We start from the raw sequence: 20283 nt of genomic DNA, 5'->3' as shown, positions 1-20283 counted from the left end.
GTGCCGGCCGCTGGCCGGCAAAAGCGTGCGGACCGAGGTCCGCACCCACCGGATGCAGCCGGCCCTCAATGCCCGCCGTCGAGCGCCTTCAGCTCGCTCACCAGCGAGGCCGCCGCTTCGGCACCATCGCCGTACAGCATGCGCGTGTTGTCAGCGTAGAACAGCGCATTCTCGATGCCGGCAAAGCCGGTGCCCCGGCCACGCTTGATCACCACCACGTTGCGCGCGTTGACCACGTCCAGCACCGGCATCCCGTAGATCGGGCTGGCCGGATCGGTCCGCGCCACCGGGTTCACCACATCGTTGGCGCCGATCACCAGCACCACGTCGGTGTTGGCGAACTCCGGGTTGATGTCGTCCATGTCCGCAATAAGGTCGTAGGGCACGCCGGCTTCGGCCAGCAGCACGTTCATGTGCCCGGGCATGCGCCCGGCCACCGGGTGGATGGCGAACTTCACCTTGACCCCGCGCTGGCCCAGCCGCTGCGCCAGTTCCCAGATCTTGTGCTGCGCCTGCGCCACGGCCATGCCATACCCCGGCACGATCACCACCCGTTCGGCGAAGGCCATCATCGCGGCGACGTCGGCCGCGTCGATCGGCTTCTGCGAACCGCTGATCGCCTGCGCCTGGCCACCGGCGCCGCCGCCGAAGTTGGAGAACAGCACGTTGCGGATCGGCCGGTTCATCGCCTTGGCCATCAGCCGGGTCAGCAGGATGCCGGCCGCGCCGACCATCATGCCGGCAATGATCAGCGCCTCGTTGCCCAGCACGTAGCCTTCGAAGGACACCGCCAGGCCGGTGAATGCGTTGTACAGCGAGATCACCACCGGCATGTCGGCGCCACCGATCGGCAACGTCATCAGCACGCCCAATGCCAGCGCCAGCACGAAGAAGGCCACGATCGCCCAGGTGCTGAGCGTGCTGGCGGCGATGATCGCCAGCACCACCACCGCCAGCGCCACCAGCAGATTCAGCGCCTGCTGGCCCGGCCAGGTCACCCGCTTGTCCAGCCGGCCATCCAGCTTGGCCCAGGCGATCACCGAGCCGGACAGCGACACCGCGCCGATCGCCGCGCCGACCACCGCCAGCAGCAGCACGGTGCCCGATGGCTGGCGCGCGGCCAGGTCGGCCAGCGCCTGCGCGCTCCAGTGGCTGGTGTCGCGATGGGCCAGGAAGGCATAGCGCAGCAGTTCCACCGCGCCGATCGCCGCCGCCGAGCCGCCGCCCATGCCGTTGTACAACGCCACCATCTGCGGCATGTCGGTGATGGCGACCTTGCCGGCCGACCACCAGGCCAGGCCGGCGCCGAGCAGCAGCGCCACCAGGATCAGTGGCACGTTGTGCAGTTCGGGCAGGAAGAAGGTGGCCACCGTGGCCAGCAGCATGCCCAGCCCGGCCCAGCGGATGCCGCTGCGCGCAGTCAGCGGCGAGGCCATGCGCTGCAGGCCGAGCAGGAACAGCGTGGCGGCCACCAGGTAGCTGGCCTTGACCAGCCAATCAAGCAGTTCGACGGTGCTGATGTTCAAGCCTGCGGCTCCTTCGGTTCGTCCTTGGCGCCCTTGGGCGCGCTTGGCTTGAACATCTCCAGCATGCGCGCGGTGACCACGTAGCCACCGGCGGCGTTGCCGGCACCCAGCACTACGGCCAGGAAGCCCAGCGCCTTTTCCAGCGGCGTCTGCGCATGCCCCAGCACCACCATCGCGCCGATCAGCACGATGCCGTGGATGAAGTTGGACCCGGACATCAGCGGGGTATGCAGGATCACCGGCACCCGCGAAATGATCACATGGCCGGCGATGGCCGCCAGCATGAAGATGTACAGCGCCACGAACCCGTCACTCACTGGCAACGCTCCCGCTCTGTCTTCGTCGGCCCATCATAACCACGGGCTGAACCCGGCGCGTACCCGACGTCAACCGAAGCCGCGCTCACGCGTTGTCGATGGTGACCCCGAGCGAGGAACCGTACCCTGTGCTGGTGAGCAGCCCTGTCCCCCCGAGCGCCGAGACCGATGCCCCGCCGGCATCGCTGGAGGCGTTCCTGGCCGGCGTCGGCCCGCGCGCCTTCCGCTTCGCCGAGGCCGGCCTGCGCCAGCGCGACGACGCTCTGGATGCGGTGCAGGATGCCCTGCTGCGCATGCTGGACTACGCCGACAAGCCGGCCGCCGAATGGGCGCCGCTGTTCTGGAGCATCCTGCGCCGCCGCGTGATCGACCTGCAGCGGCGCCGCCGCTTCCGCCTGCCGTTCTGGCGCGACAACCAGGACGCCGAGGGCGGTGGGATCGACTGGGCCGACCCCGGCCCGGACCCGGCGCAGGCGCATGAGCAGCGCCAGCAGTACCAGCAGCTGGTGGAGGCGTTGCGCACCCTGCCCGCCCGCCAGCGCGAAGCCTTTACCCTGCGTGTGCTGCAGGACCTGGACGGGGCCACCACCGCCCGTGCCATGGGCTGCAGCGAAGGCGCGGTCAAAACCCACCTGGCACGCGCCCGGCAGGCGCTGCAGGATTACCTGGAGATCCATCCGTGAACCGCTCCCTGCCTTCCGATGACGCCCTGCGCAGCCTGCACGCGCAGTCGCTGCAGGCGCTGTCGCCGGCCACGCTGGCGCGCCTGCGCCATGCCCGGCACGGCGCCAGCGCGGCCCGTCACGGGCGCTGGCGCTGGTGGCTGGCCAGCGCCTGTTCTCTGGCGGTGGCGCTGGGGATCGGCCTGCAGTTCAGCGGCCACGGCCCACTGTCGCCCGCCGTGCCGGCACCGGTGCTGGCCTCGGTGGAAGACAACGGCGCGCTGTACGACGAGAATCCCGATCTGTACCTGTGGCTGGGCGATACCGACCTGGCGATGGAGTGAACCATGTCCCGACTGCACACCCTGCCGCTGCTGCTGACCCTGTCGCTGCTGCCGGCCGTCCCGGCGCTGGCGCAGAGCGCCGCCCCCGCTCCGGCCGCACGTCCTGCACCGGCCGCGCCGCTGCCGGCGTGGGAACAGCTGAGCGAGGCCCAGCGTGAATCACTGCTGGCCCCGTTGCGCGACCGCTGGAACAGTGCCGATGCCGGCCAGCGCCAGCGCATGCTCTCGCATGGCCAGCGCTGGCAGTCGATGAGCCCGGAGGAGCGCGACAAGGCCCGCCGTGGCCTGCGCCGCTTCGAGCACATGAGCCCGGAACAGCGCGAGCAGGCGCGCGCCCTGTTCGGGCAGATGCGCGATATGCCACCGGCACAGCGTGAAGCACTGCGCGAGCGCTGGTCGCAGATGACGCCGGAACAGCGCAGGGACTGGGTGCGCGACAATCCGCCGCCGGCGAAGCCGAGGTAAAGGCAGCGTTCAACCCCTTGTAGAGCCGAGCCCACGCTCGGCTGCTTTATCGCGCCTGCGCAAGCCGAGCATGGGCTCGGCTCTACAGGAGGCAAATGAGGTTCAAGCCTGCCAGCGGGTCTTCGCCAGCAGCTCGTCTTCCCAGTCGAACGCCAGCCTTCCCTCGCGCACGAACAGCGCGACGAAGTTCAGCAGATTGCGCGCATACATCTCGCTGGCCTGGGTCGCGCCACGGCTGGCCAGGCCCAGCGGGCCATCGATGGTCACGCCCTGGTGTTCGATGCACTGCCCGGGTTGGGTGAGCGCACAATTGCCGCCACTTTCGGCGGCCAGATCGACGATCACGCTGCCGGCGGCCATGCCGTCCACCATCGCTGCGGTGACGATGGTTGGCGCCGGGCGCCCGGGCACTGCGGCGGTGCAGATCACCACATCCACGCCGCGCAGGTGGTCGGCCAGCCGCCGCTGCTGCTCGGCGCGCTCCTCGTCGGTCAGCGCACGTGCATAGCCGCCCTCGCCCGCGGCACTGACGCCGAGGTCGAGGAAGCGCGCGCCCAGCGACTGGATCTGCTCGCGGGTTTCCGGGCGCACGTCGAAGCCTTCCACCTGTGCACCGAGCCGGCGCGCGGTAGCGATGGCCTGCAGGCCGGCCACGCCGGCACCGATCACCAGCACCTTGGCCGGCCGCACGGTACCGGCCGCGGTGGTCAGCATCGGGAAGAAGCGCGGCGCGCGTTCGGCGGCGATCAGCGCGGCCTTGTAGCCGGCCATGCCGGCCTGCGAACTGAGCACGTCCATGGCCTGCGCGCGGGTAGTGCGCGGCAGCTGCTGCAACGGGAACAGATGCAGGCGGTCGTCGGCGGCCAGTGCGGCCATGGCGGGATCGGCCGCCGGCGCAAGCAGGCCGATCACACTGGCAGCGGGCTTGAGCTGTGCCAGGACCGACGCCGGCGGCGCCTGCACGCACAACAGGATGTCGATCTCGGGCCAGCGCGCCACGTCGAACACGCGTGCGCCTGCATCGTCATAGGCGGCGTCAGGGAAGCCTGCGGCCAGGCCGGCGCCGGCCTCATACCAGACGGTGATGCCCAGTGCGCCCAGCTTCTTGGCCGTTTCCGGCGTCAGCGCCACGCGCCGTTCGCCCGGCGCGGTCTCCTTGATCCCCAGCAACGCCACGGCCATGCAGGTCCCCGCTGATCGGTGAGTTTTCCCGATCCTAGCAGGCGGCCCCCGCTCAGTGCAGCGTCGCGCTGCCCGGGTCCAGCCGGTCGATCACGCCCTGCATGGCGCTGTCGAAGGCGCCGTCATCCACATGGGCGCGCAGGCGGCCCAGCCGCACCATGACCGCCAACTCTTCCGGCGAGGCCACGCAGAAGCGCACGCCGCGACGATTGACGAACAGCAGGCGCGAGGAAATCGGGCTGACCCAGGACAGCTTGCCGGCCTGCACCTTGCCGTCCTTGTCGACGAAGTCCAGCCAGCTGCCGATCTCCATGCGGCGGAAGCGGTCGGCGTCGGCATTGTCGAAGTCGTCGGCGTCGATCTGCCCGCCCAGCTCGACCGCTGGCGATTCAGCCACCGGCGGCACCGGCAAGGCGACCTGCGGCAGCTCCGGCAGCGCGCGCTGCAGTTCCGGCCGCGATTCAGCGATGCCCTGCAGGGTGTCATGCAGGGCATCGATGGCGCCGGTGGCGGCATCGCCGTGCACGCCCACGCTGGCGAACACCTTGGCCAGCACCGGCTGCCAGGCCTGCAGCCACGGCTTGCCGACGATCTGGCGGCGGGCCTCGGCCACTTCCTCCAGCAGGCCGTCAGCCAGGCTCAGGGCCTCGGCCACCGACGCGCCCTCCTCGCCCTCGCGCAGCAGCGCCAGGGTCAGGCGGTGCTGCCACGGCTGGCGCAGGAACGCGGCGATGGCCGGCGGCAGGGTGGCATCGCCGATGCGCCGATCCAGTTCGGCACCAGCACGGCTGCGGGCCATTTCCAGCTTTTCCTGGCCGCGCTGCGTTTCGGCGGCGCGACGCTCGGCGATTTCCACGCGGCGGCGATGCTGCACCAGGAACTCGCGGAATTCTTCTTCCAGGGTCAGGAAGATCGCCAGGTTCTCATTGAACTCGGCCACCAGGCGCTCGATGATCTCCTCCACCTTGGCCATCAGCATGCGTTCGGCCTGGCTTTCGCCGGTGTTGCCCTCGCAGGCTTCGGCCAGCGAGTTGAGCAGCTTGCGCGCCGGGTGGGTCTTCTGCACGAACATGCGGCGGTCGAGCATGGCCACCTTGACGAACGGCACCACCAGACGGCCGATCAGCTCGCGCGAACGGCCCTCCAGTTCACGTTCGTCCAGCATCACGTCGAACAGCATGCCGACCAGATCGATCGCATCTTCATCCTGCGGATCCAGCCGGGTCTGGCCCGGGTCGACACCGAGCCGGGTGGCACTGGACAGCACTTCGCTCTTCAGCCGCTGCGCCAGCGATTCGCCATCCTCGCCGATCGCCGCGCGCAGGGTGGCGCTGGGCGTGGCCTGCAGCAGCGACAGCACCGACATCATCTCGCGCTGGCTCAACGGGCGCTGCTGGCCGATGGCCACCTGTGCGGCCGACGTGGCGTCCTCGCGTACATGGCGGGTCTGCTGCAGCAACTCGTGCAGCGCTTCCAGCAGCATGCCCTGCTGCCCCGGATAGGGCTCGCTGCTGCCGCTGTTCTCGCTTCCCAGGTGCTGCTGCATGTGGCCGCGACGCTCGGACCAGCGCGCAGCGAAACGTTGCGCCCAGGCCGGAGCGGCCTGCTCGTCATCGGCAAAACCGCCGTCGGCACCGTGACGGTGCTCGACCAGATCTTCCAGCGCGCCAGCGCTGCGCGGCTCGGGTGCGGCCGAGAGCGGGCGTTGCGGCGTGCCCATCTGCGACATCACGCCGGCCGCCGCCAGCTGCTCATCCAGCTTCTCGTAGATGCGGCCGATCGGCGCGCGCAGGTCGCGTTCGCACAGCTTGATCAGCACCAGATGCACTTCCGGGGCCAGTTCGCAGCCGGCAAACGCCTCGTGGATGGCCACGCCCAGATGTTCCGGGCTGATCGGGTTGTGATCGGCGTCCAGCTCCGCACCGCCGATCAGGCGGCCCAGGCGGCGGTCCAGCCGCGCCAGCACCGGCTTGAAGTCGCGCAGCAGCACGGTGGCGAAATTGCGCACCGCCAGCCGCGATTCCAGCACGTGCTCAGCCAGCAGGCTCAAGCCGTCTTCGGCCTGCCCGGACAGGGTGGCATCGGCCGACAGCGGCTCGCCGGCGGCCAGCGCCTCCCAGGCCCGCTGCAGGTGGCCGGCAAAGGCGGCGGCGATCTCTTCGCGGCGGCGGCGCAGCTCGCGCATCGCATCCAGGAACAGCAGCTGCGAGGAACCGGCATTGCCCGCACGGTCGAACAACGCATCATCGAACCGCGCCAGCGCAGCCCCGAACGCCTGGCACAGCGCGGGCAGGACCATGTCCCGGGCACGCTGGAGCTGGGCCGGGTCACGGCCCGGCGATCCCATCGGTGTGGGCACGCTCATCATTCGGGAAGGCTCCCCACCTTCTCTGGTACGACAGACAGCATGGACATCGCGACGACCGGCACACCCCATGCACCGGTACGTCGATGGTAGGCCGGCCAGCCCGTCACGGACAGTGAAACAGTCCTCACTTCAAACCTCATGACCGGCGGCCCGGCAAGACCGATATCGTAAGCCGTGCAAGGCCCATGAGGCGAGGGGAAGCGGCCGTCCGTTTCCCGCCAGTGGCATGATGTTCATCACAGTTTGATATTCAGGGTGCAGACGCGACACAGACGGCGTCATTGACCACCCCGACTATAATCAAATGCCCGTGATGACCGGTTCAGACACCATGCCCGACCCCGCTGCCCTGCTCGCCCTGGATGCCCGCCGCTCGGTGCCCTCGCGGCAGCTGGGCGAGCCCGGCCCGGACCCGGCCACCCTGCAGCGGATGCTAGCCTCGGCGGTACGCGTGCCCGACCACGGCAAGCGCGTGCCGTTCCGTTTCCTGAAAATCGCCGGCGATGCGCGTCACACTCTCGGCGACTTCCTGGCCGAGCGCAGCCGCCAGCGCGACCCGCATGCGGGCGAGGCCGTGTTCGAGAAGGACCGCCAGCGTTTCAGCCATGCACCGCTGGTGATCGTGGTGGTGGCCAGCCCGCGCCCCGACCCGAAGGTGCCCGAGCAGGAGCAGCTGATGACCGCCGGCTGCGTCTGCTTCGCCCTGCTGCAGGCCGCACAGGCGCTGGGCTTCGGCGCGCAGTGGCTGACCGCCTGGATGGCGTTCGACCCGGCCGTGCAGGCGCACCTGGGCCTGGCCGAAGGCGAGCGCATCGCCGGTTTCATCCACATCGGCACGCCCAGGGCCGCAGTGCCCGAGCGCGAGCGCCCCGATCCGGCCGCACTGCTGCAGGAATGGACCGCACCGTGAGCGCGGTGAGCGCCCAGCCCGCACCGCCGCTGTACCTGGTCGATGCCAGCATCTACGTGTTCCGTGCCTGGCATTCGCTGCCCGACCAGTTCCAGGACAGCCAGGGCTGGCCGACCAACGCGGTGCATGGCTTCGCCCGCTTCCTGCTGGACCTGCTGGAGCGTGAGCGTCCACGGCATATCGCCATCGCCTTCGACGAAGCGCTGGACAGCGGCTTCCGCCATCGCCTGTACCCGGCCTACAAGGCCAACCGCGATCCGGCACCGGAGGCGCTCAAGCGCCAGTTCGTGCACTGCAAGGCGCTGTGCGCGGCGCTGGGACTGGTGGTGCTGGCCCATCATGATTTCGAGGCCGACGATCTGATCGGCAGCGCCCTGCACCGCCATCGCGGCAGCCACCGCGGCGTGATCATTTCCGCCGACAAGGATCTGTCCCAGCTGCTGCTGGGCCACGACGAACAGTGGGACTACGCGCGCAACCAGCGCTGGGACGTGGCCGGGGTGAAGGCGCGCCACGGCGTGCACGCGCACCAGATCGCCGACTACCTGGCACTGTGTGGCGATGCGGTGGACAACATTCCCGGTGTCAGCGGTGTGGGCGCCAAATCGGCGGCGGTGCTGCTGGCCCACTTCGGCAGCATGGATGCCCTGTTTGACCGCATCGATGAAGTGCCGTTCCTGCGCCTGCGTGGCGCTGCACAGATGGCGGTGCGCCTGCGCGAGCAGCGCGAGCACGCCCAGCTCTGGCGCCAGCTGACCACCATCGCGCTGGACGCACCGCTGGAGGGCTGCCAGACCGGCATGCCGCGCCAGCAGGCCGACCCCGAACTGCTGGGCGGGCTGTGCCAGACCCTGCGCTTCGGCCCGATGACCCGCCGCCGGCTGTTCGGTGCCGCCGGTGTGGCCGACCCCGTTCCCACTCCTTCTTTTTCCAACTCCAGCGAGCCCGCATGAGCCAGCGCAACACCGAAGCCCCGCGCGTCGTCTACGAAGGCAAGTACCAGCGCATGGTCGTGCGCGGCACCTGGGAGTACAGCGAGCGCACCCATGCCGGTGGCCTGGCGGCGATCATCATCGCCGTCACGCCCGAGGATAAGGTGCTGTTCGTTGAACAGTTCCGCGTGCCGCTGCAGGCACCGACCATCGAGATGCCGGCCGGGCTGGTCGGCGACATCGATGCCGGCGAATCGATCGAAGTCTCGGCCGTGCGCGAGCTGGAAGAAGAAACCGGCTGGACCGCCGAGCACGCCGAAGTGCTGATGATCGGCCCGACGTCGTCCGGCGCCAGCAGCGAACAGATCGCCTTCGTGCGCGCCACCGGCCTGCACCGGATCGGCGAAGGTGGCGGCGATGACAGCGAGGACATCACCGTGCACGAGATTCCGCGTGCACAGGCGGCGGCATGGCTGGTGCAGAAGATGGGCGAAGGCTACGCGCTGGACGCCAAGCTGTGGGCCGGGCTGTGGATGATCGAACACCACCTGGACGGCCGCCCGCGTGGCTGACGCCAGCCTGCATGCAGTGCCGGCCCTGCTGGGCGCCGACGACCCTGCGATCTACACGATCCACCGCGCGCGGGGGGCATCACCGTTCCTGCTGCTGGCCGACCACGCCGGGCAGCAGGTGCCGCGCGTATTGAACGGCCTGGGCCTGGCGCAGGCGGAACTGGACCGCCACATCGGCTGGGACATCGGCATCGCTGGCACCACGCGTGCGTTGGCCGAACGGCTGGATGCCTGGGCCATCGAGCAGACCTATTCGCGGCTGCTGATCGACTGCAATCGCCCGCTGGCCTCGCCGACGCTGATTCCCGAAGTGAGCGATTACACCGTGGTGCCGGGCAATGCCGGGCTGTCGGCGGCGCAGCGGCAGCAACGCATCGATGCGATCCATGCGCCGTACCACGCGCGCATCGACGCCGAGCTGGGCGCACGCCGCGCTGCCGGCCGCCCTACCCTGCTGGTGATGATGCACAGCTTCACCCCGGTGATGAACGGCATGCAGCGGCCATGGCATGCCGGCGTGCTGTACCACCAGGACACGCGTTTTGCCCATGCCCTGCTGCAGGCGCTGCGCGATGAAGGCGATCTGGTGGTGGGTGACAACGAACCGTATTCGGTCAGCAGTACCAGCGACTACGCGGTGCCGGTACATGGTGAAGGCCGCGGGCTGGCGCATGTGGAGCTGGAGATCCGCCAGGATCTGATCGCCGATGAAGCCGGGCAGCAGGCGTGGGCCGAGCGGTTGGCGCGGATCTTCAAGTCATTGCAGCCGCAGTTGCTGGCGTTCGGTTGAACGCGGGTGGATCCATTCCTGGTCGGTAGTGCCGGCCGCTGGCCGGCAATCCCAGGGTCGTTGGATCACTGTGTCTGCCGGCCAGCGGCCGGCACTGCCGCTACCGCTACCGGGCGCAGGCCCAGCGCGATGACCACGCCAAGCGCGGCGAACAGCGCGGCACCGTACTGGGCGTTGATCATGCCTTGCAGGGCGTCGGGGCTGGCCGCCGCCTGGGTGCCGCGCGCCGCGTTGGCCACCATCACCAGCACCGCCAATCCCAACGCGCCGCCGATCTGTTGTGCGGTGGCCGCCATGCCGGACGCAACCCCCTGCTGCGGCCCCGGCACGCCTTGTCCGGCCACGATCCACATCGCCGTCCAGCTCATGCCCTGTCCCACGCTGAGGATCACGATGCCCGGCAGCAGTGCCCAGTAGGTGGCACCATGCGGCATGGCCAGCGCCACGCCTGCGATGCCCACGGCACCGGCCGCGAAACCCCAGGCCAGTACATGCCGCGCGGAACTGCGATGCAGCATGCGTTCGGCAATGCGGATGCCGAAGGTGCACACCAGCGTCGGCAGCAGGAACGCCAGGCCGGCCTGGAGCGGGCTCCAGCCGTAACCATCCTGGAAGTACAGCGCCAGGAAGTAGTACTGCACGCCATAGCTGCTCATGAACGCAAACGTCAGGCCAAGTGCGGCGCGCAGGCCGGGCAGGCGCAGCAGTGCGAACTGCATCAGCGGGTCGCGGCTGCGCGTTTCGATCTGCACGAACACTGCCAGCAGTACCGCTGAGAGCAGGAGGCAGACCAGCGTCGCCGGCGCCATCCAGCCCCACTCCGGCCCCTGCACCAGGGTGGTGACCAGCAGGCTGCCGCCGGCGGTGACGGTGAGGCACCCGGCAAGGTCGAACGAGCGGCCGCGCACGCGCGGGCCGTCGGCCGGCAGCCACACGCCTGCGGCTGCAGCGCAGGCCGTGGCCAACGGCACGATCACCGCCAGCACCGCCGGCCAGCCGAACGCCTGGGTCAGCACCCCGCCCAGCAGGGTGCCCAAGGCCAGGCCGGCCGCGCTGGCCATGCTCCAGATCGCCAGTGCGCGGTTGCGCACCGGGCCTTCGGCATACAGCGTGTTGATCAGTGCCAGCGTGGCCGGGAACAACAGTGCGGCGCCGACACCCTGTGCCGCTCGCGCGATGATCAGCAGCGTGGCACTGGGGGCCAGCGCACCGAGCAGCGACGCCAGCGCGAACAGCAGCATGCCCAGCCGGTAGAAGCGGCGCCGGCCGATCAGGTCGGCGGCACGTCCGCCCAGCAGCAGGCTGCCACCAAAGGCCACGGTGTAGGCGCTGACCACCCATTGCAGCTGCTGCGCGCTGATCTGCAGCGCGCGCCCCATGTCGTGCAGGGCGACGAAGATGATGGTGGCATCCAGGGCGATGATCAGCTGTGCGGTGGCCAGCAGGGCCAGCGCCCAGCGCGGGTACTTGAGGGGAGGCATCGGCGGTTCGGCTCGGTGGGGGAGCGCAGTCTCATTGATGCGGCCGCATCAATAAACCCCCTGCCTGCCATATCTGTCATGATTTTCAGCATGAATGGACCCACGATGGATCTCAATGCGGTGCGCATGCTGGTACAGGTGGCTGAAGCGCGCAGTTTCACCGTCGCCGCCGGCCAACTGGGCCTGAGCCAATCCGGCCTGTCGCGCGCGATCGGGCGGCTGGAAGTGTCGCTGGGGGTGAAGCTGCTGCAGCGGAACACCCGCAACGTTGCACTGACCCCGGATGGCCGCCAGTTCGTCGATCAGGTCGCGCCGCTGCTGTGTGGTTTCGAGGATGCCGAACGGCAACTGGCCGACCGTCCGTGCACGCCCTCGGGCACGCTGAAGATCAGTGCGCCCTCGATGTTCGGACGCAAGGTGCTGGTGCCGCTGCTGGCGCCGTTGCTGGAACGGCATCCGCAACTGCAGGTGGAAGCCGTGCTCAGCGACCGCCTGGTCGATCTGGTCGAGGAAGGTTTCGATGCCGCGCTGCGCACCGGCGTCATCGCCGACCAGCGCATCGTCGCGCGGCCGTTGCGGCCGCTGCGCTGGGTGACGGTGGCCAGCCCCGCCTACCTGGCCCGCTGTGGCGCACCGGACGATGTGGCCGCGCTGCAGGATCATGCCTGCCTGGCGGTGCGCAACCTGCGCAGTGGCCGGCTGGTGGACTGGCAGTTCCTGCAGGACGGGCAGCTGCGCGAGTTCACGCCGCCAACGCGGATGGTGTTCGACAGCGGCGATCCGCTGGTGGAAGCGGCCATCGCCGGTATCGGCATCGTGCAGGTGATGGATTTCGCGGTGGCCGATGCGTTGGCCGATGGCCGCCTGCAGCGCGTGCTGCAGCCGTTCGAGGGCCGCAGCCGCGCGCTGTCACTGATCTACCCACCGTCGCGCCAGCATTCGCCGAAGCTGCAGGTGCTGGCCGACGCGTTGCTGGCCGGGGATTGGTAGCGCCGGCCGCTGGCCGGCGTCTGCAGGAATCCAACCGTCTCAGGTTTGCCGGCCAGCGGCCGGCACTACCGATCAGGCGAAGCTATCGGTGGCGCGCACCAGCGCATCCACGTTCTCAGCCTCGAACGCCGAATGGCCCGACGCCGGGGTGATTTCCAGCTTTGCCTTCGGCCACACCTTGGTCAGGTCCCAGGCATTGGCCAGCGGGCAGACCACGTCGTAGCGGCCGTGCACGATCACGCCCGGGATGTCGGCGATGCGGTGCGCGTCGCGCAGCAGCTGGTCTTCCACCTCGAAGAAGCCGCCGTTGACGAAGTAGTGGTTCTCGATGCGGGCAAAAGCCAGCGCGAAATGCGGGTCTTCGTGGCTGTTGATGAAGTCATCGTCCACGTGCAGGAAGCTGGTCGCGCCCTCCCACACTGCCCAGGCCTTGGCCGCTTCCAGGCGGGTGGCTTCGTCGTCGCTGGTCAGGCGGCGGTGGAACGCCGAGATCAGGTCGTGCCGCTCCACCGACGGGATCGGCTTCAGGTAGTGCTCCCACGCATCCGGGAACAGGCGGTTGGCGCCTTCCTGGTAGAACCACTCCAGCTCCCAGCGACGCAGCATGAAGATGCCGCGCAGGACCAGTTCGGTCACGCGCTGCGGATGGGTTTCGGCATAGGCCAGCGCCAGGGTCGAACCCCAGCTGCCGCCGAACACCTGCCAGCGATCGACCTTCAGGTGCTCGCGCAGCTTCTCGATATCGGCAACGAGGTCCCAGGTGGTGTTGTCCACCAGGTCGGCGTGCGGGGTGGAACGGCCGGCACCACGCTGGTCGAACAGGATGATGCGGTACTTGGACGGGTCGTGGAACTGGCGCATCTTGTCGCTGCAGCCGCCACCCGGGCCACCATGCAGCATCACCACCGGCTTGCCGTCCGGGTTGCCGCACTGCTCGAAGTACAGCGTGTGGCGGTCGTCGACCTTCAGGGTGCCGACGTCGTAGGGGGTGATGGCGGGGTACAGCGTACGCATGCTTGCAGCTCCAGGGTGATGCCCTGCCGGGGCAGGAGAACCTCCATTCTAGGCCGGTCGCCGGCCCAGGGTGATGCGATCGCGCTGCTCAAGGTCCTGCTCGGTCTGCACCCCCGCGAAACCGGCGGCGTCGAACAACGCGCGGATCGCGGCGCCCTGGTCCCAACCGTGCTCGATCAGCAACCAGCCACCGGGCAGCAGATGCGCCTGGCCGCCGTCGATGATGCGGCGGATGTCATCCAGGCCATCCACACCGGACGCCAGCGCGGAACCCGGTTCGAAGCGCAGGTCGCCCTGTTCCAGATGAGGGTCGTCGCTGGCGATATAGGGTGGGTTGCTGGCAATCAGGTCGAAGCGTGCGCCCTGCAGCGGCGCATACCAGTCGTGCCCGCCCTCGACGAAGCGCACGTTGCGCAGTTCATGTCGCGCGGCGTTGCGCGCAGCGACAGCCAGCGCACCGGGGCTGGCATCGGTGGCCAGCACCTGCGCCTGCGGCCGTTCGCTGGCCAGCGCCAGTGCGATCGCGCCGCTGCCGGTGCCCAGGTCAGCCAGCTGCAGCGCTCGGTCCAGCGGCAGGCGGTCCAGCGCCAGTTCGACCAGCAGCTCGGTTTCCGGGCGCGGGATCAGCGTTGCCGGGTCGACCTCCAGGTCCAGCGTCCAGAAGCCGCGGCGTCCAGTCAGGTAGGCGACCGGCTCGCCGGCCACGCGGCGGGCCAGCAACGTCTCGAAGGCGGCCTGGTCATTGGCGGCCAGCGGATCGGTGGCATGGGCGAACAACCAGCTGCGCGGGCGGTCCAGTACGTGCAGCAGCAGCAGTTCGGCCTCATGGCGGGCGTCGATGCCGCCGAGGCGGGCGCTGGCCTCGGCCACGATCTCGCGCAGGGTGGGTTCGGGTTGGAAAGACATGTCGCAATTGTAGAGCCGAGCCCATGCTCGGCTGCTCCAGCCGCAGCCGAGCATGGGCTCGGCTCTACAAAAGCCGGAATCCGTTCAGGTTTCGCCAGAGGGAATAAGGAGGGACTATTGGCCCCATTCAGCCGTTCCAGAAGATTTTCCTTGTCACACAGGCAGTTGCAGGATGAGAGCGTCCAGGTTCAGTGCCTGCTCATGACCTTTTGATAGTCTCCATCTATCAAATAGATGCAATCAATGGATTGTTCTTATCGCGATCGAATCGGTAACCTAGCTCCTGTCGATTCACCCACTCCCCTTCACCAGAGGAAAAATGATGTCCCTCATCAACACCCAGATCCAGCCGTTCGAAGCCAACGCTTACCACAATGGCGAGTTCATCAAGGTTTCCGACAACAGCCTGAAGGGCCAGTGGTCCGTCCTGATCTTCATGCCGGCCGCCTTCACCTTCAACTGCCCGACCGAGATCGAAGACGCGGCCGACCATTACGCCGAGTTCAAGAAGGCCGGCGCCGAGGTCTACATCGTCACCACCGACACCCACTTCTCGCACAAGGTCTGGCACGAAACCTCGCCGGCCGTCGGCAAGGCCCAGTTCCCGCTGGTCGGTGACCCGACCCACAAGCTGACCCGCGCCTTCGGCGTGCACATTGAAGAAGAAGGCCTGGCCCTGCGTGGCACCTTCATCATCAACCCGGAAGGCGTGATCAAGACCCAGGAGATCCACTCCAACGAGATCGCCCGTGACGTCGCCGAGACCCTGCGCAAGCTGAAGGCCGCCCAGTTCACTGCCGCCAACCCGAACCAGGTGTGCCCGGCCAAGTGGAAGGAAGGCGAGAAGACCCTGACCCCGTCGCTGGACCTGGTCGGCAAGATCTAAGGCAGTACCGGCCTGCCGTGGCCCCACGCCACGGCGCGCTCTTCATCCCCGTGCCGGCCCCCGCCGGCGTGGGGGTGAACCCAAGACAGCCAATGCTCGCCCGCCTTGGCCAGCCAGCCCCTTCCACGGTCGCTGTCTTGGGTTCACCCCTACCCCCTGCTGGTCCGCTACCTTCTACAGCGGTGCCACGCCCCCTGTTTGCCTGAAGCCAGGAGAAGACCCGATGTTGGACGCCAACCTGCAGTCGCAGCTGAAGACCTATCTGGAGCGCGTGACCCGCCCGATCCAGATCACCGCGCACGCCGATGACGGTGCCAAGTCGCAGGAGATGCTGGACCTGCTGCAGACCCTGGAAAGCCTGTCGGACAAGATTTCGCTGCAGGTCCTGCGCGACGGCCAGGGCCGCGTGCCGTCCTTCGACCTGGGCACTCCGGGCCAGGACATCCACCTGACCTTCGCGGGCCTGCCAATGGGCCACGAGTTCACCTCGCTGGTGCTGGCGCTGCTGCAGGTGGGCGGTCATCCGTCCAAGGCCACCGCCGAGCTGATCGAGCAGGTGCAGAACCTGGAAGGCGAGTACAGGTTCGAAACCTACTTCTCGCTGTCCTGCCAGAACTGTCCGGACGTGGTGCAGGCGCTGAACCTGGCGGCGGTGCTCAACCCGCGCATCCAGCACGTGGCCATCGACGGCGCCCTGTTCCAGGACGAAGTGGAGAAGCGCGAAATCATGTCGGTGCCGACCGTGTACCTCAACGGTGAAGTGTTCGACCAGGGCCGCATGACCCTCGAGCAGATCGTGGCCAAGCTGGACACCAATGCCGGCAAGCGCGAGGCCGAGAAGATCGCCGCCAAGGACGCCTTCGACGTGCTGGTGGTGGGCGGTGGCCCGGCCGGCGCGGCTGCAGCGATCTACGCCGCGCGCAAGGGCATCCGCACCGGCATCGCTGCCGAGCGTTTCGGCGGCCAGGTGCTGGACACCATGGCGATCGAGAACTTCATTTCGGTGAAGGAGACCGAAGGCCCGAAGCTGGCCACGGCGCTGGAACAGCACGTGCGCGAGTACGACGTCGACATCATGAACCTGCAGCGCGCCAGCGCACTGGTGCCGGCCGGTGAAGACGGCCTGGTGCAGGTGCAGCTGGAGAACGGCGCGGTGCTGAAGTCGCGTTCGGTGATCCTCTCCACCGGTGCGCGCTGGCGGCAGATGAACGTGCCGGGTGAAGACCAGTACCGCAACAAGGGCGTGGCCTATTGCCCGCACTGCGATGGCCCGCTGTTCAAGGGCAAGCGCGTGGCAGTGATCGGCGGTGGCAACTCCGGCGTGGAAGCGGCCATCGACCTGGCCGGCATCGTGTCGCATGTGACCCTGCTGGAGTTCGATTCCAGCCTGCGCGCCGATGAAGTGCTGCAGAAGAAGCTGCGCAGCCTGGCCAACGTCACCGTACTGACCAGCGCGCAGACCACCGAAGTGCTGGGCGATGGCAGCCGGGTCACCGGCCTGGTCTACAAGGACCGCGTCGGCGGCGATGCCCACCGCGTCGAGCTGGAAGGCATCTTCGTGCAGATCGGCCTGCTGCCCAACACCGAGTGGCTGAAGGACACCGTGGCACTTTCGCCGCGTGGCGAGATCGTCATCGACGACCGCGGGCAGACCAACCTGCCGGGCGTGTTCGCTGCCGGCGATTGCACCACGGTACCCTACAAGCAGATCATCATCGCCATGGGTGCCGGTTCCACTGCCGCGCTGAGCGCGTTCGATCATCTGATCCGCTCGTCGGTGAGCAGCAGCAGTGGTGCCGTTGCTGAAGCTGCCTGATCCACCGTTCCCAGATCACCGGGAACATTGTCTGCCTGCCGGGTAACCATGCCGTCAGCCGGTCCGTTACCCCTGGGGTGTAAGGATGAACCTACGTGATCTGAAATACCTGGTAGCCCTGGCCGACCACAAGCATTTCGGCCGGGCTGCCGCCTCCTGCTTCGTCAGCCAGCCCACACTGTCCACGCAGATCCGCAAGCTGGAAGAAGAGCTGGGCCTGCCCCTGGTGGAACGCGCACCGCGCAAGGTGATGCTGACCCCGGCCGGCCAGGAAGCCGCCGCGCGGGCACGGGTAATCGTGTCCGAAGTGGAACAATTGAAGGAAGCGGCGCGACGCAGCCGCGACCCGGAAGCCGGCACGGTGCGCCTGGGCATCTTCCCGACCCTTGGCCCGTACCTGCTGCCGCATGTGATTCCGCGCATCCGCGAGCGCTTCCCGGAGCTGGAACTACTGCTGGTCGAGGAAAAGAGCGACGTGCTGCTGGACCGCCTGCGCGAAGGCAAGCTCGACGCTGCGCTGCTGGCCCTGCCGGTGATCGACGACCAGCTGCACGCCGAGTTCCTGTTCGAAGAACCGTTCCTGCTGGCCGTCTCCGGGCGCCACCCGCTGGCCCGCCGCGAACACCTGGACGTGCAGGAACTGGCCACGCAGAAGCTGCTGCTGCTGGAAGACGGGCATTGCCTGCGCGACCAGGCGCTGGAAGTGTGCCGCCTGTTCGGCGCCAACGAGAAATCCGAGTTCCGCGCCACCAGCCTGGAAACCCTGCGCCAGATGGTGGCCGCCGACGTCGGCATCACCCTGCTGCCGAGCCTGTCGGTGCAGCCGCCGGTGCCGCGCTCGAACAACATCCGCCTGCTCGACTTCACCGGCGAAGGCCGCCCCAGCCGCCGCATCGCCATGATCTGGCGCCGCAGCTCGGCGATGAACGATTTCCTGATGGAACTGGCCGACCAGTTCAAGCGCCTGCCACAGGCACTGTTCACCCTCGATGCGGTCAATGCTGGCGTCGGCGACGCCAACGCGCTGCCCGGCCCCGCGCTGAACGGCTGAGCCCCCGCAGCACCGGCCTGGAATCGGCAGGAGTCGATTCCGGCCGCATTTGTCCCCACAATACAGACAGGCGGCGCCAGCAGGTGCCGCCTTTTGCATGGCTTTCAACCAAGGAGCGTCACCATGAACACCGCCAGCGGCCTGCCGCCGTCGATCACCGTTTCTTCCTTCGACATGGACCGCCTGGACGCCATGCTCGAGTCCCCTGCGCTGAGCCAGACGCCTGCCGCGCTCGCGCTTGCTGAAGAACTCAACCGGGCCACCGTGCTGGCGCCGGACCAGATTCCCGAAGGCATCGTCATGATGCATTCGCGCGTGGAGTGCGAAGATGAAGTGTCGGGCGAGAAGCACGTCCTGACCCTGGTTTTCCCCCGCGAAGCCAATGTCGATGAAGGCAGGGTCTCCGTGCTGGCCCCGGTCGGCACTGCCCTGCTGGGCCTGTCGATCGGCCAGAGCATCGACTGGAACGCGCCCGGCGGCCGCAAGCTGCGCCTGCGCGTGACTGCGGTCCACAACGACCGCCCCTGATTACCGCTGCGCACCGCGCGCGATTCGATCCCCTTGCACCAGGAGCCGTAATGAGTACCCCGTCCAAACTGTCCCAGCTGCGCGAACTGTCCGTGGTCGTTGCCGATACCGGTGACTACGACGCGATCAAGCGCCTGCAGCCGGTGGATTGCACCACCAACCCGACCCTGGTGAAGAAGGCGCTGGATCTGCCGGTCTACGCTGAACTGATCGAACGCGAACTGGCCTGGGGCCGCCAGCAGAGCGGTGACCGCGAAGCCGTGGTGCATGCCGTGGCCGACCGCCTGACCATTGGCGTCGGTGCGCTGCTGAGCACGCTGGTGCCGGGCCGCGTGTCCACCGAAGTGGACGCCGACCTGGCCCACGACACCGCCGCGACCGTGGCCAAGGCCCGCCAGTTCATCCAGATGTACGCCGACGCCGGCGTGCCGCGCGAGAAGATCCTGATCAAGATCGCCGCGACCTGGGAAGGTGTGGAAGCCGCGCGCATCCTGCAGGCCGAAGGCATCGACTGCAACCTGACGCTGATCTTCAACCCGACCCAGGCGCTGGCCTGCAGCGAAGCCGGCGCGTTCCTGATCTCGCCGTTCGTCGGCCGCATCCTCGATTGGTACGTGGCCAACGGCCAGGCCCCGGCCACCATCGACGAAGACCCGGGCGTGAAGTTCGTGCGTGGCGTCTATGCCGAGTTCAAGCGCCGCGGTTCGCCGACCGTGGTGATGGGCGCCTCGTTCCGTTCCACCGCACAGATTGAAGCGCTGGCCGGCTGCGACCGCCTGACGATTTCGCCGGACCTGCTGGAGAAGCTGGACGCCGACCACGGCGAGCTGCCGCGCAAGCTGGTGGCCGGTGCCGCTGATGGCGCGGCGGTGCCCCTGATCGATGCGGCGAAGTTCGCGGCGGATCTGGCGGCTGATCCGATGGCGACCGAGAAGCTGGCGACCGGCATCGAGGCGTTTGCCAAGGATCTGCAGGCACTGCGCGAGCGGATCCGCGCGGCACTGTGAGGATTCCGGCCAACGGCTGAGCCCCTCGTGGCGGGGGGCTTGGTCGCGAAGAGCGGGTCATGTGGTTGGCAGGGTGGGGAGGCCGTGCAGGGGACGCTGCAAGTACGTCCCTGTAAGCTCGGTCGCCGCATCCATGCGGCTCACGCCCCTGCACGGCCTACCCACCCTGCCTTCGACAGTTTCCTGCGGCCGCCAGCCACGGAAGAAAGAAAGAAGAGCAACAGCGGGTCGCGCGCTTCGCTTACTCGGAGCCGAGCATGGCTCGGCTCTACAAGGGCAATGCAGAACCAAACAAAAAGGACGCGGCGAACGCCGCGTCCTTTTTGTTTTCCATCAGTTCGTCAGTAACCCAATGCTCTTTCCCACCGTCACCGGGAAACTGTCGGGGGTGGGGCGGTGTGGGTTGGCAGGACCGTTGGCGCCATGGATGGCGCCATCGAGCCCCCAGCGACGGGTTCACGGCGTGTCCTGCCAACCCACACCCCCCCCCCCAACAAGCAGCAACCCAGAGCCGCTTTGGCTTTGGCTTTGGCTTT

General features: G+C 68.2%; 20 protein-coding genes. 13 read left to right on the top strand and 7 right to left on the bottom strand.

The genetic code is table 11. From position 1 onward, the window contains the following. Window positions 1-65: 65 nt before the first annotated feature. A complete protein-coding gene (locus ARC23_RS05920) occupies window positions 66-1526 on the bottom strand; it encodes an NAD(P)(+) transhydrogenase (Re/Si-specific) subunit beta (RefSeq protein ID WP_057496384.1) in 1461 nt (486 codons plus the stop codon). Beyond that, complete coding sequence (locus ARC23_RS05915; protein ID WP_049428770.1) at window positions 1523-1843, bottom strand: NAD(P) transhydrogenase subunit alpha part 2; 321 nt, start codon at window positions 1841-1843, stop codon at window positions 1523-1525. The genes ARC23_RS05920 and ARC23_RS05915 overlap by 4 nt, the downstream gene beginning before the upstream one ends. A 98-nt stretch (window positions 1844-1941) precedes the next feature. Here ARC23_RS05915 and ARC23_RS05910 point away from each other — a divergent pair, with 98 nt between their 5' ends. The 3 genes from ARC23_RS05910 to ARC23_RS05900 are packed head-to-tail and all read left to right on the top strand — an operon-like array spanning window position 1942 to window position 3314. Further along, complete coding sequence (locus ARC23_RS05910) at window positions 1942-2526, top strand: RNA polymerase sigma factor (protein WP_080393031.1); 585 nt, start codon at window positions 1942-1944, stop codon at window positions 2524-2526. Beyond that, entirely contained in the window at window positions 2523-2849 is a 327-nt protein-coding gene (locus tag ARC23_RS05905; protein ID WP_057496382.1) for a hypothetical protein, read from the top strand. The genes ARC23_RS05910 and ARC23_RS05905 overlap by 4 nt, the downstream gene beginning before the upstream one ends. Before the next feature lie 3 nt (window positions 2850-2852). Beyond that, window positions 2853-3314 carry a DUF3106 domain-containing protein gene (locus ARC23_RS05900; protein WP_057496381.1) on the top strand — a complete coding sequence of 154 codons (462 nt, stop codon included), beginning with the start codon at window positions 2853-2855 and terminating at the stop codon, window positions 3312-3314. Between the two features lie 102 nt (window positions 3315-3416). Here ARC23_RS05900 and ARC23_RS05895 read toward each other — a convergent pair whose 3' ends face one another. Both ARC23_RS05895 and ARC23_RS05890 read right to left on the bottom strand, forming a co-directional pair. Then, on the bottom strand, window positions 3417-4496 hold the full coding sequence (locus tag ARC23_RS05895) for an NAD(P) transhydrogenase subunit alpha (RefSeq protein WP_057496380.1): 1080 nt from the start codon (window positions 4494-4496) through the stop codon (window positions 3417-3419). Between the two features lie 52 nt (window positions 4497-4548). After that, complete coding sequence (locus ARC23_RS05890; protein ID WP_057496379.1) at window positions 4549-6864, bottom strand: DUF1631 domain-containing protein; 2316 nt, start codon at window positions 6862-6864, stop codon at window positions 4549-4551. 331 nt (window positions 6865-7195) lie between these two features. Between ARC23_RS05890 and ARC23_RS05885 the strand changes: the two genes are divergently transcribed. The 4 genes from ARC23_RS05885 to ARC23_RS05870 are packed head-to-tail and all read left to right on the top strand — an operon-like array spanning window position 7196 to window position 10068. Further along, window positions 7196-7774 carry a nitroreductase family protein gene (locus ARC23_RS05885; RefSeq protein WP_057496392.1) on the top strand — a complete coding sequence of 193 codons (579 nt, stop codon included), beginning with the start codon at window positions 7196-7198 and terminating at the stop codon, window positions 7772-7774. A 5-nt stretch (window positions 7775-7779) separates the two neighbouring features. Continuing rightward, window positions 7780-8727 carry a 5'-3' exonuclease gene (locus ARC23_RS05880; RefSeq protein WP_411847892.1) on the top strand — a complete coding sequence of 316 codons (948 nt, stop codon included), beginning with the start codon at window positions 7780-7782 and terminating at the stop codon, window positions 8725-8727. Then, window positions 8724-9278 (top strand): NUDIX hydrolase, encoded by a 555-nt coding sequence (locus ARC23_RS05875; RefSeq protein ID WP_057496377.1) that lies wholly within the window; start codon window positions 8724-8726, stop codon window positions 9276-9278. The genes ARC23_RS05880 and ARC23_RS05875 overlap by 4 nt, the downstream gene beginning before the upstream one ends. Beyond that, window positions 9271-10068 carry an N-formylglutamate amidohydrolase gene (locus tag ARC23_RS05870; protein ID WP_057496376.1) on the top strand — a complete coding sequence of 266 codons (798 nt, stop codon included), beginning with the start codon at window positions 9271-9273 and terminating at the stop codon, window positions 10066-10068. The genes ARC23_RS05875 and ARC23_RS05870 overlap by 8 nt, the downstream gene beginning before the upstream one ends. A gap of 65 nt (window positions 10069-10133) precedes the next feature. On the opposite strand, the gene ARC23_RS05865 is transcribed toward ARC23_RS05870, so the two are convergent. Then, complete coding sequence (locus tag ARC23_RS05865) at window positions 10134-11549, bottom strand: MFS transporter (protein ID WP_057496375.1); 1416 nt, start codon at window positions 11547-11549, stop codon at window positions 10134-10136. Window positions 11550-11654: 105 nt separating this feature from the next. On the opposite strand from ARC23_RS05865, the gene ARC23_RS05860 reads away from it, so the two are divergent. Next, complete coding sequence (locus ARC23_RS05860; protein ID WP_057496374.1) at window positions 11655-12539, top strand: LysR family transcriptional regulator; 885 nt, start codon at window positions 11655-11657, stop codon at window positions 12537-12539. Between the two features lie 72 nt (window positions 12540-12611). Here ARC23_RS05860 and pip read toward each other — a convergent pair whose 3' ends face one another. Together pip and prmC are read right to left on the bottom strand one after the other, a co-directional pair. Continuing rightward, window positions 12612-13553: a prolyl aminopeptidase gene (gene pip / locus ARC23_RS05855; RefSeq protein ID WP_005408161.1), complete on the bottom strand. Its 942-nt coding sequence runs from the start codon at window positions 13551-13553 to the stop codon at window positions 12612-12614. Window positions 13554-13601: 48 nt separating this feature from the next. Further along, complete coding sequence (gene prmC, locus ARC23_RS05850; RefSeq protein WP_057496373.1) at window positions 13602-14459, bottom strand: peptide chain release factor N(5)-glutamine methyltransferase; 858 nt, start codon at window positions 14457-14459, stop codon at window positions 13602-13604. 322 nt (window positions 14460-14781) lie between these two features. Here prmC and ahpC point away from each other — a divergent pair, with 322 nt between their 5' ends. From ahpC to ARC23_RS05825, 5 genes are all read left to right on the top strand, one after another. Next, window positions 14782-15345, top strand: coding sequence for an alkyl hydroperoxide reductase subunit C (gene ahpC, locus ARC23_RS05845; RefSeq protein ID WP_057496372.1), 564 nt, complete (start codon window positions 14782-14784; stop codon window positions 15343-15345). A 223-nt stretch (window positions 15346-15568) separates the two neighbouring features. Next, a complete protein-coding gene (ahpF, locus tag ARC23_RS05840) occupies window positions 15569-17161 on the top strand; it encodes an alkyl hydroperoxide reductase subunit F (protein ID WP_057496371.1) in 1593 nt (530 codons plus the stop codon). Window positions 17162-17246: 85 nt separating this feature from the next. After that, the gene (locus ARC23_RS05835) at window positions 17247-18212 is read left to right on the top strand and encodes a LysR substrate-binding domain-containing protein (protein WP_057496370.1); all 966 of its coding nucleotides are present in this window, start codon (window positions 17247-17249) and stop codon (window positions 18210-18212) included. Between the two features lie 123 nt (window positions 18213-18335). Next, a complete protein-coding gene (gene rnk, locus ARC23_RS05830) occupies window positions 18336-18740 on the top strand; it encodes a nucleoside diphosphate kinase regulator (protein ID WP_057496369.1) in 405 nt (134 codons plus the stop codon). A gap of 50 nt (window positions 18741-18790) precedes the next feature. After that, complete coding sequence (locus tag ARC23_RS05825; protein ID WP_057496368.1) at window positions 18791-19747, top strand: transaldolase; 957 nt, start codon at window positions 18791-18793, stop codon at window positions 19745-19747. The last annotated feature ends 536 nt before the right edge of the window (window positions 19748-20283 follow it).

The sequence above is a fragment of the Stenotrophomonas beteli genome (assembly GCF_001431665.1).
Taxonomy (GTDB): Bacteria; Pseudomonadota; Gammaproteobacteria; order Xanthomonadales; family Xanthomonadaceae; genus Stenotrophomonas; species Stenotrophomonas beteli.
This window is presented reverse-complemented; position numbering and strand designations above follow the sequence as displayed.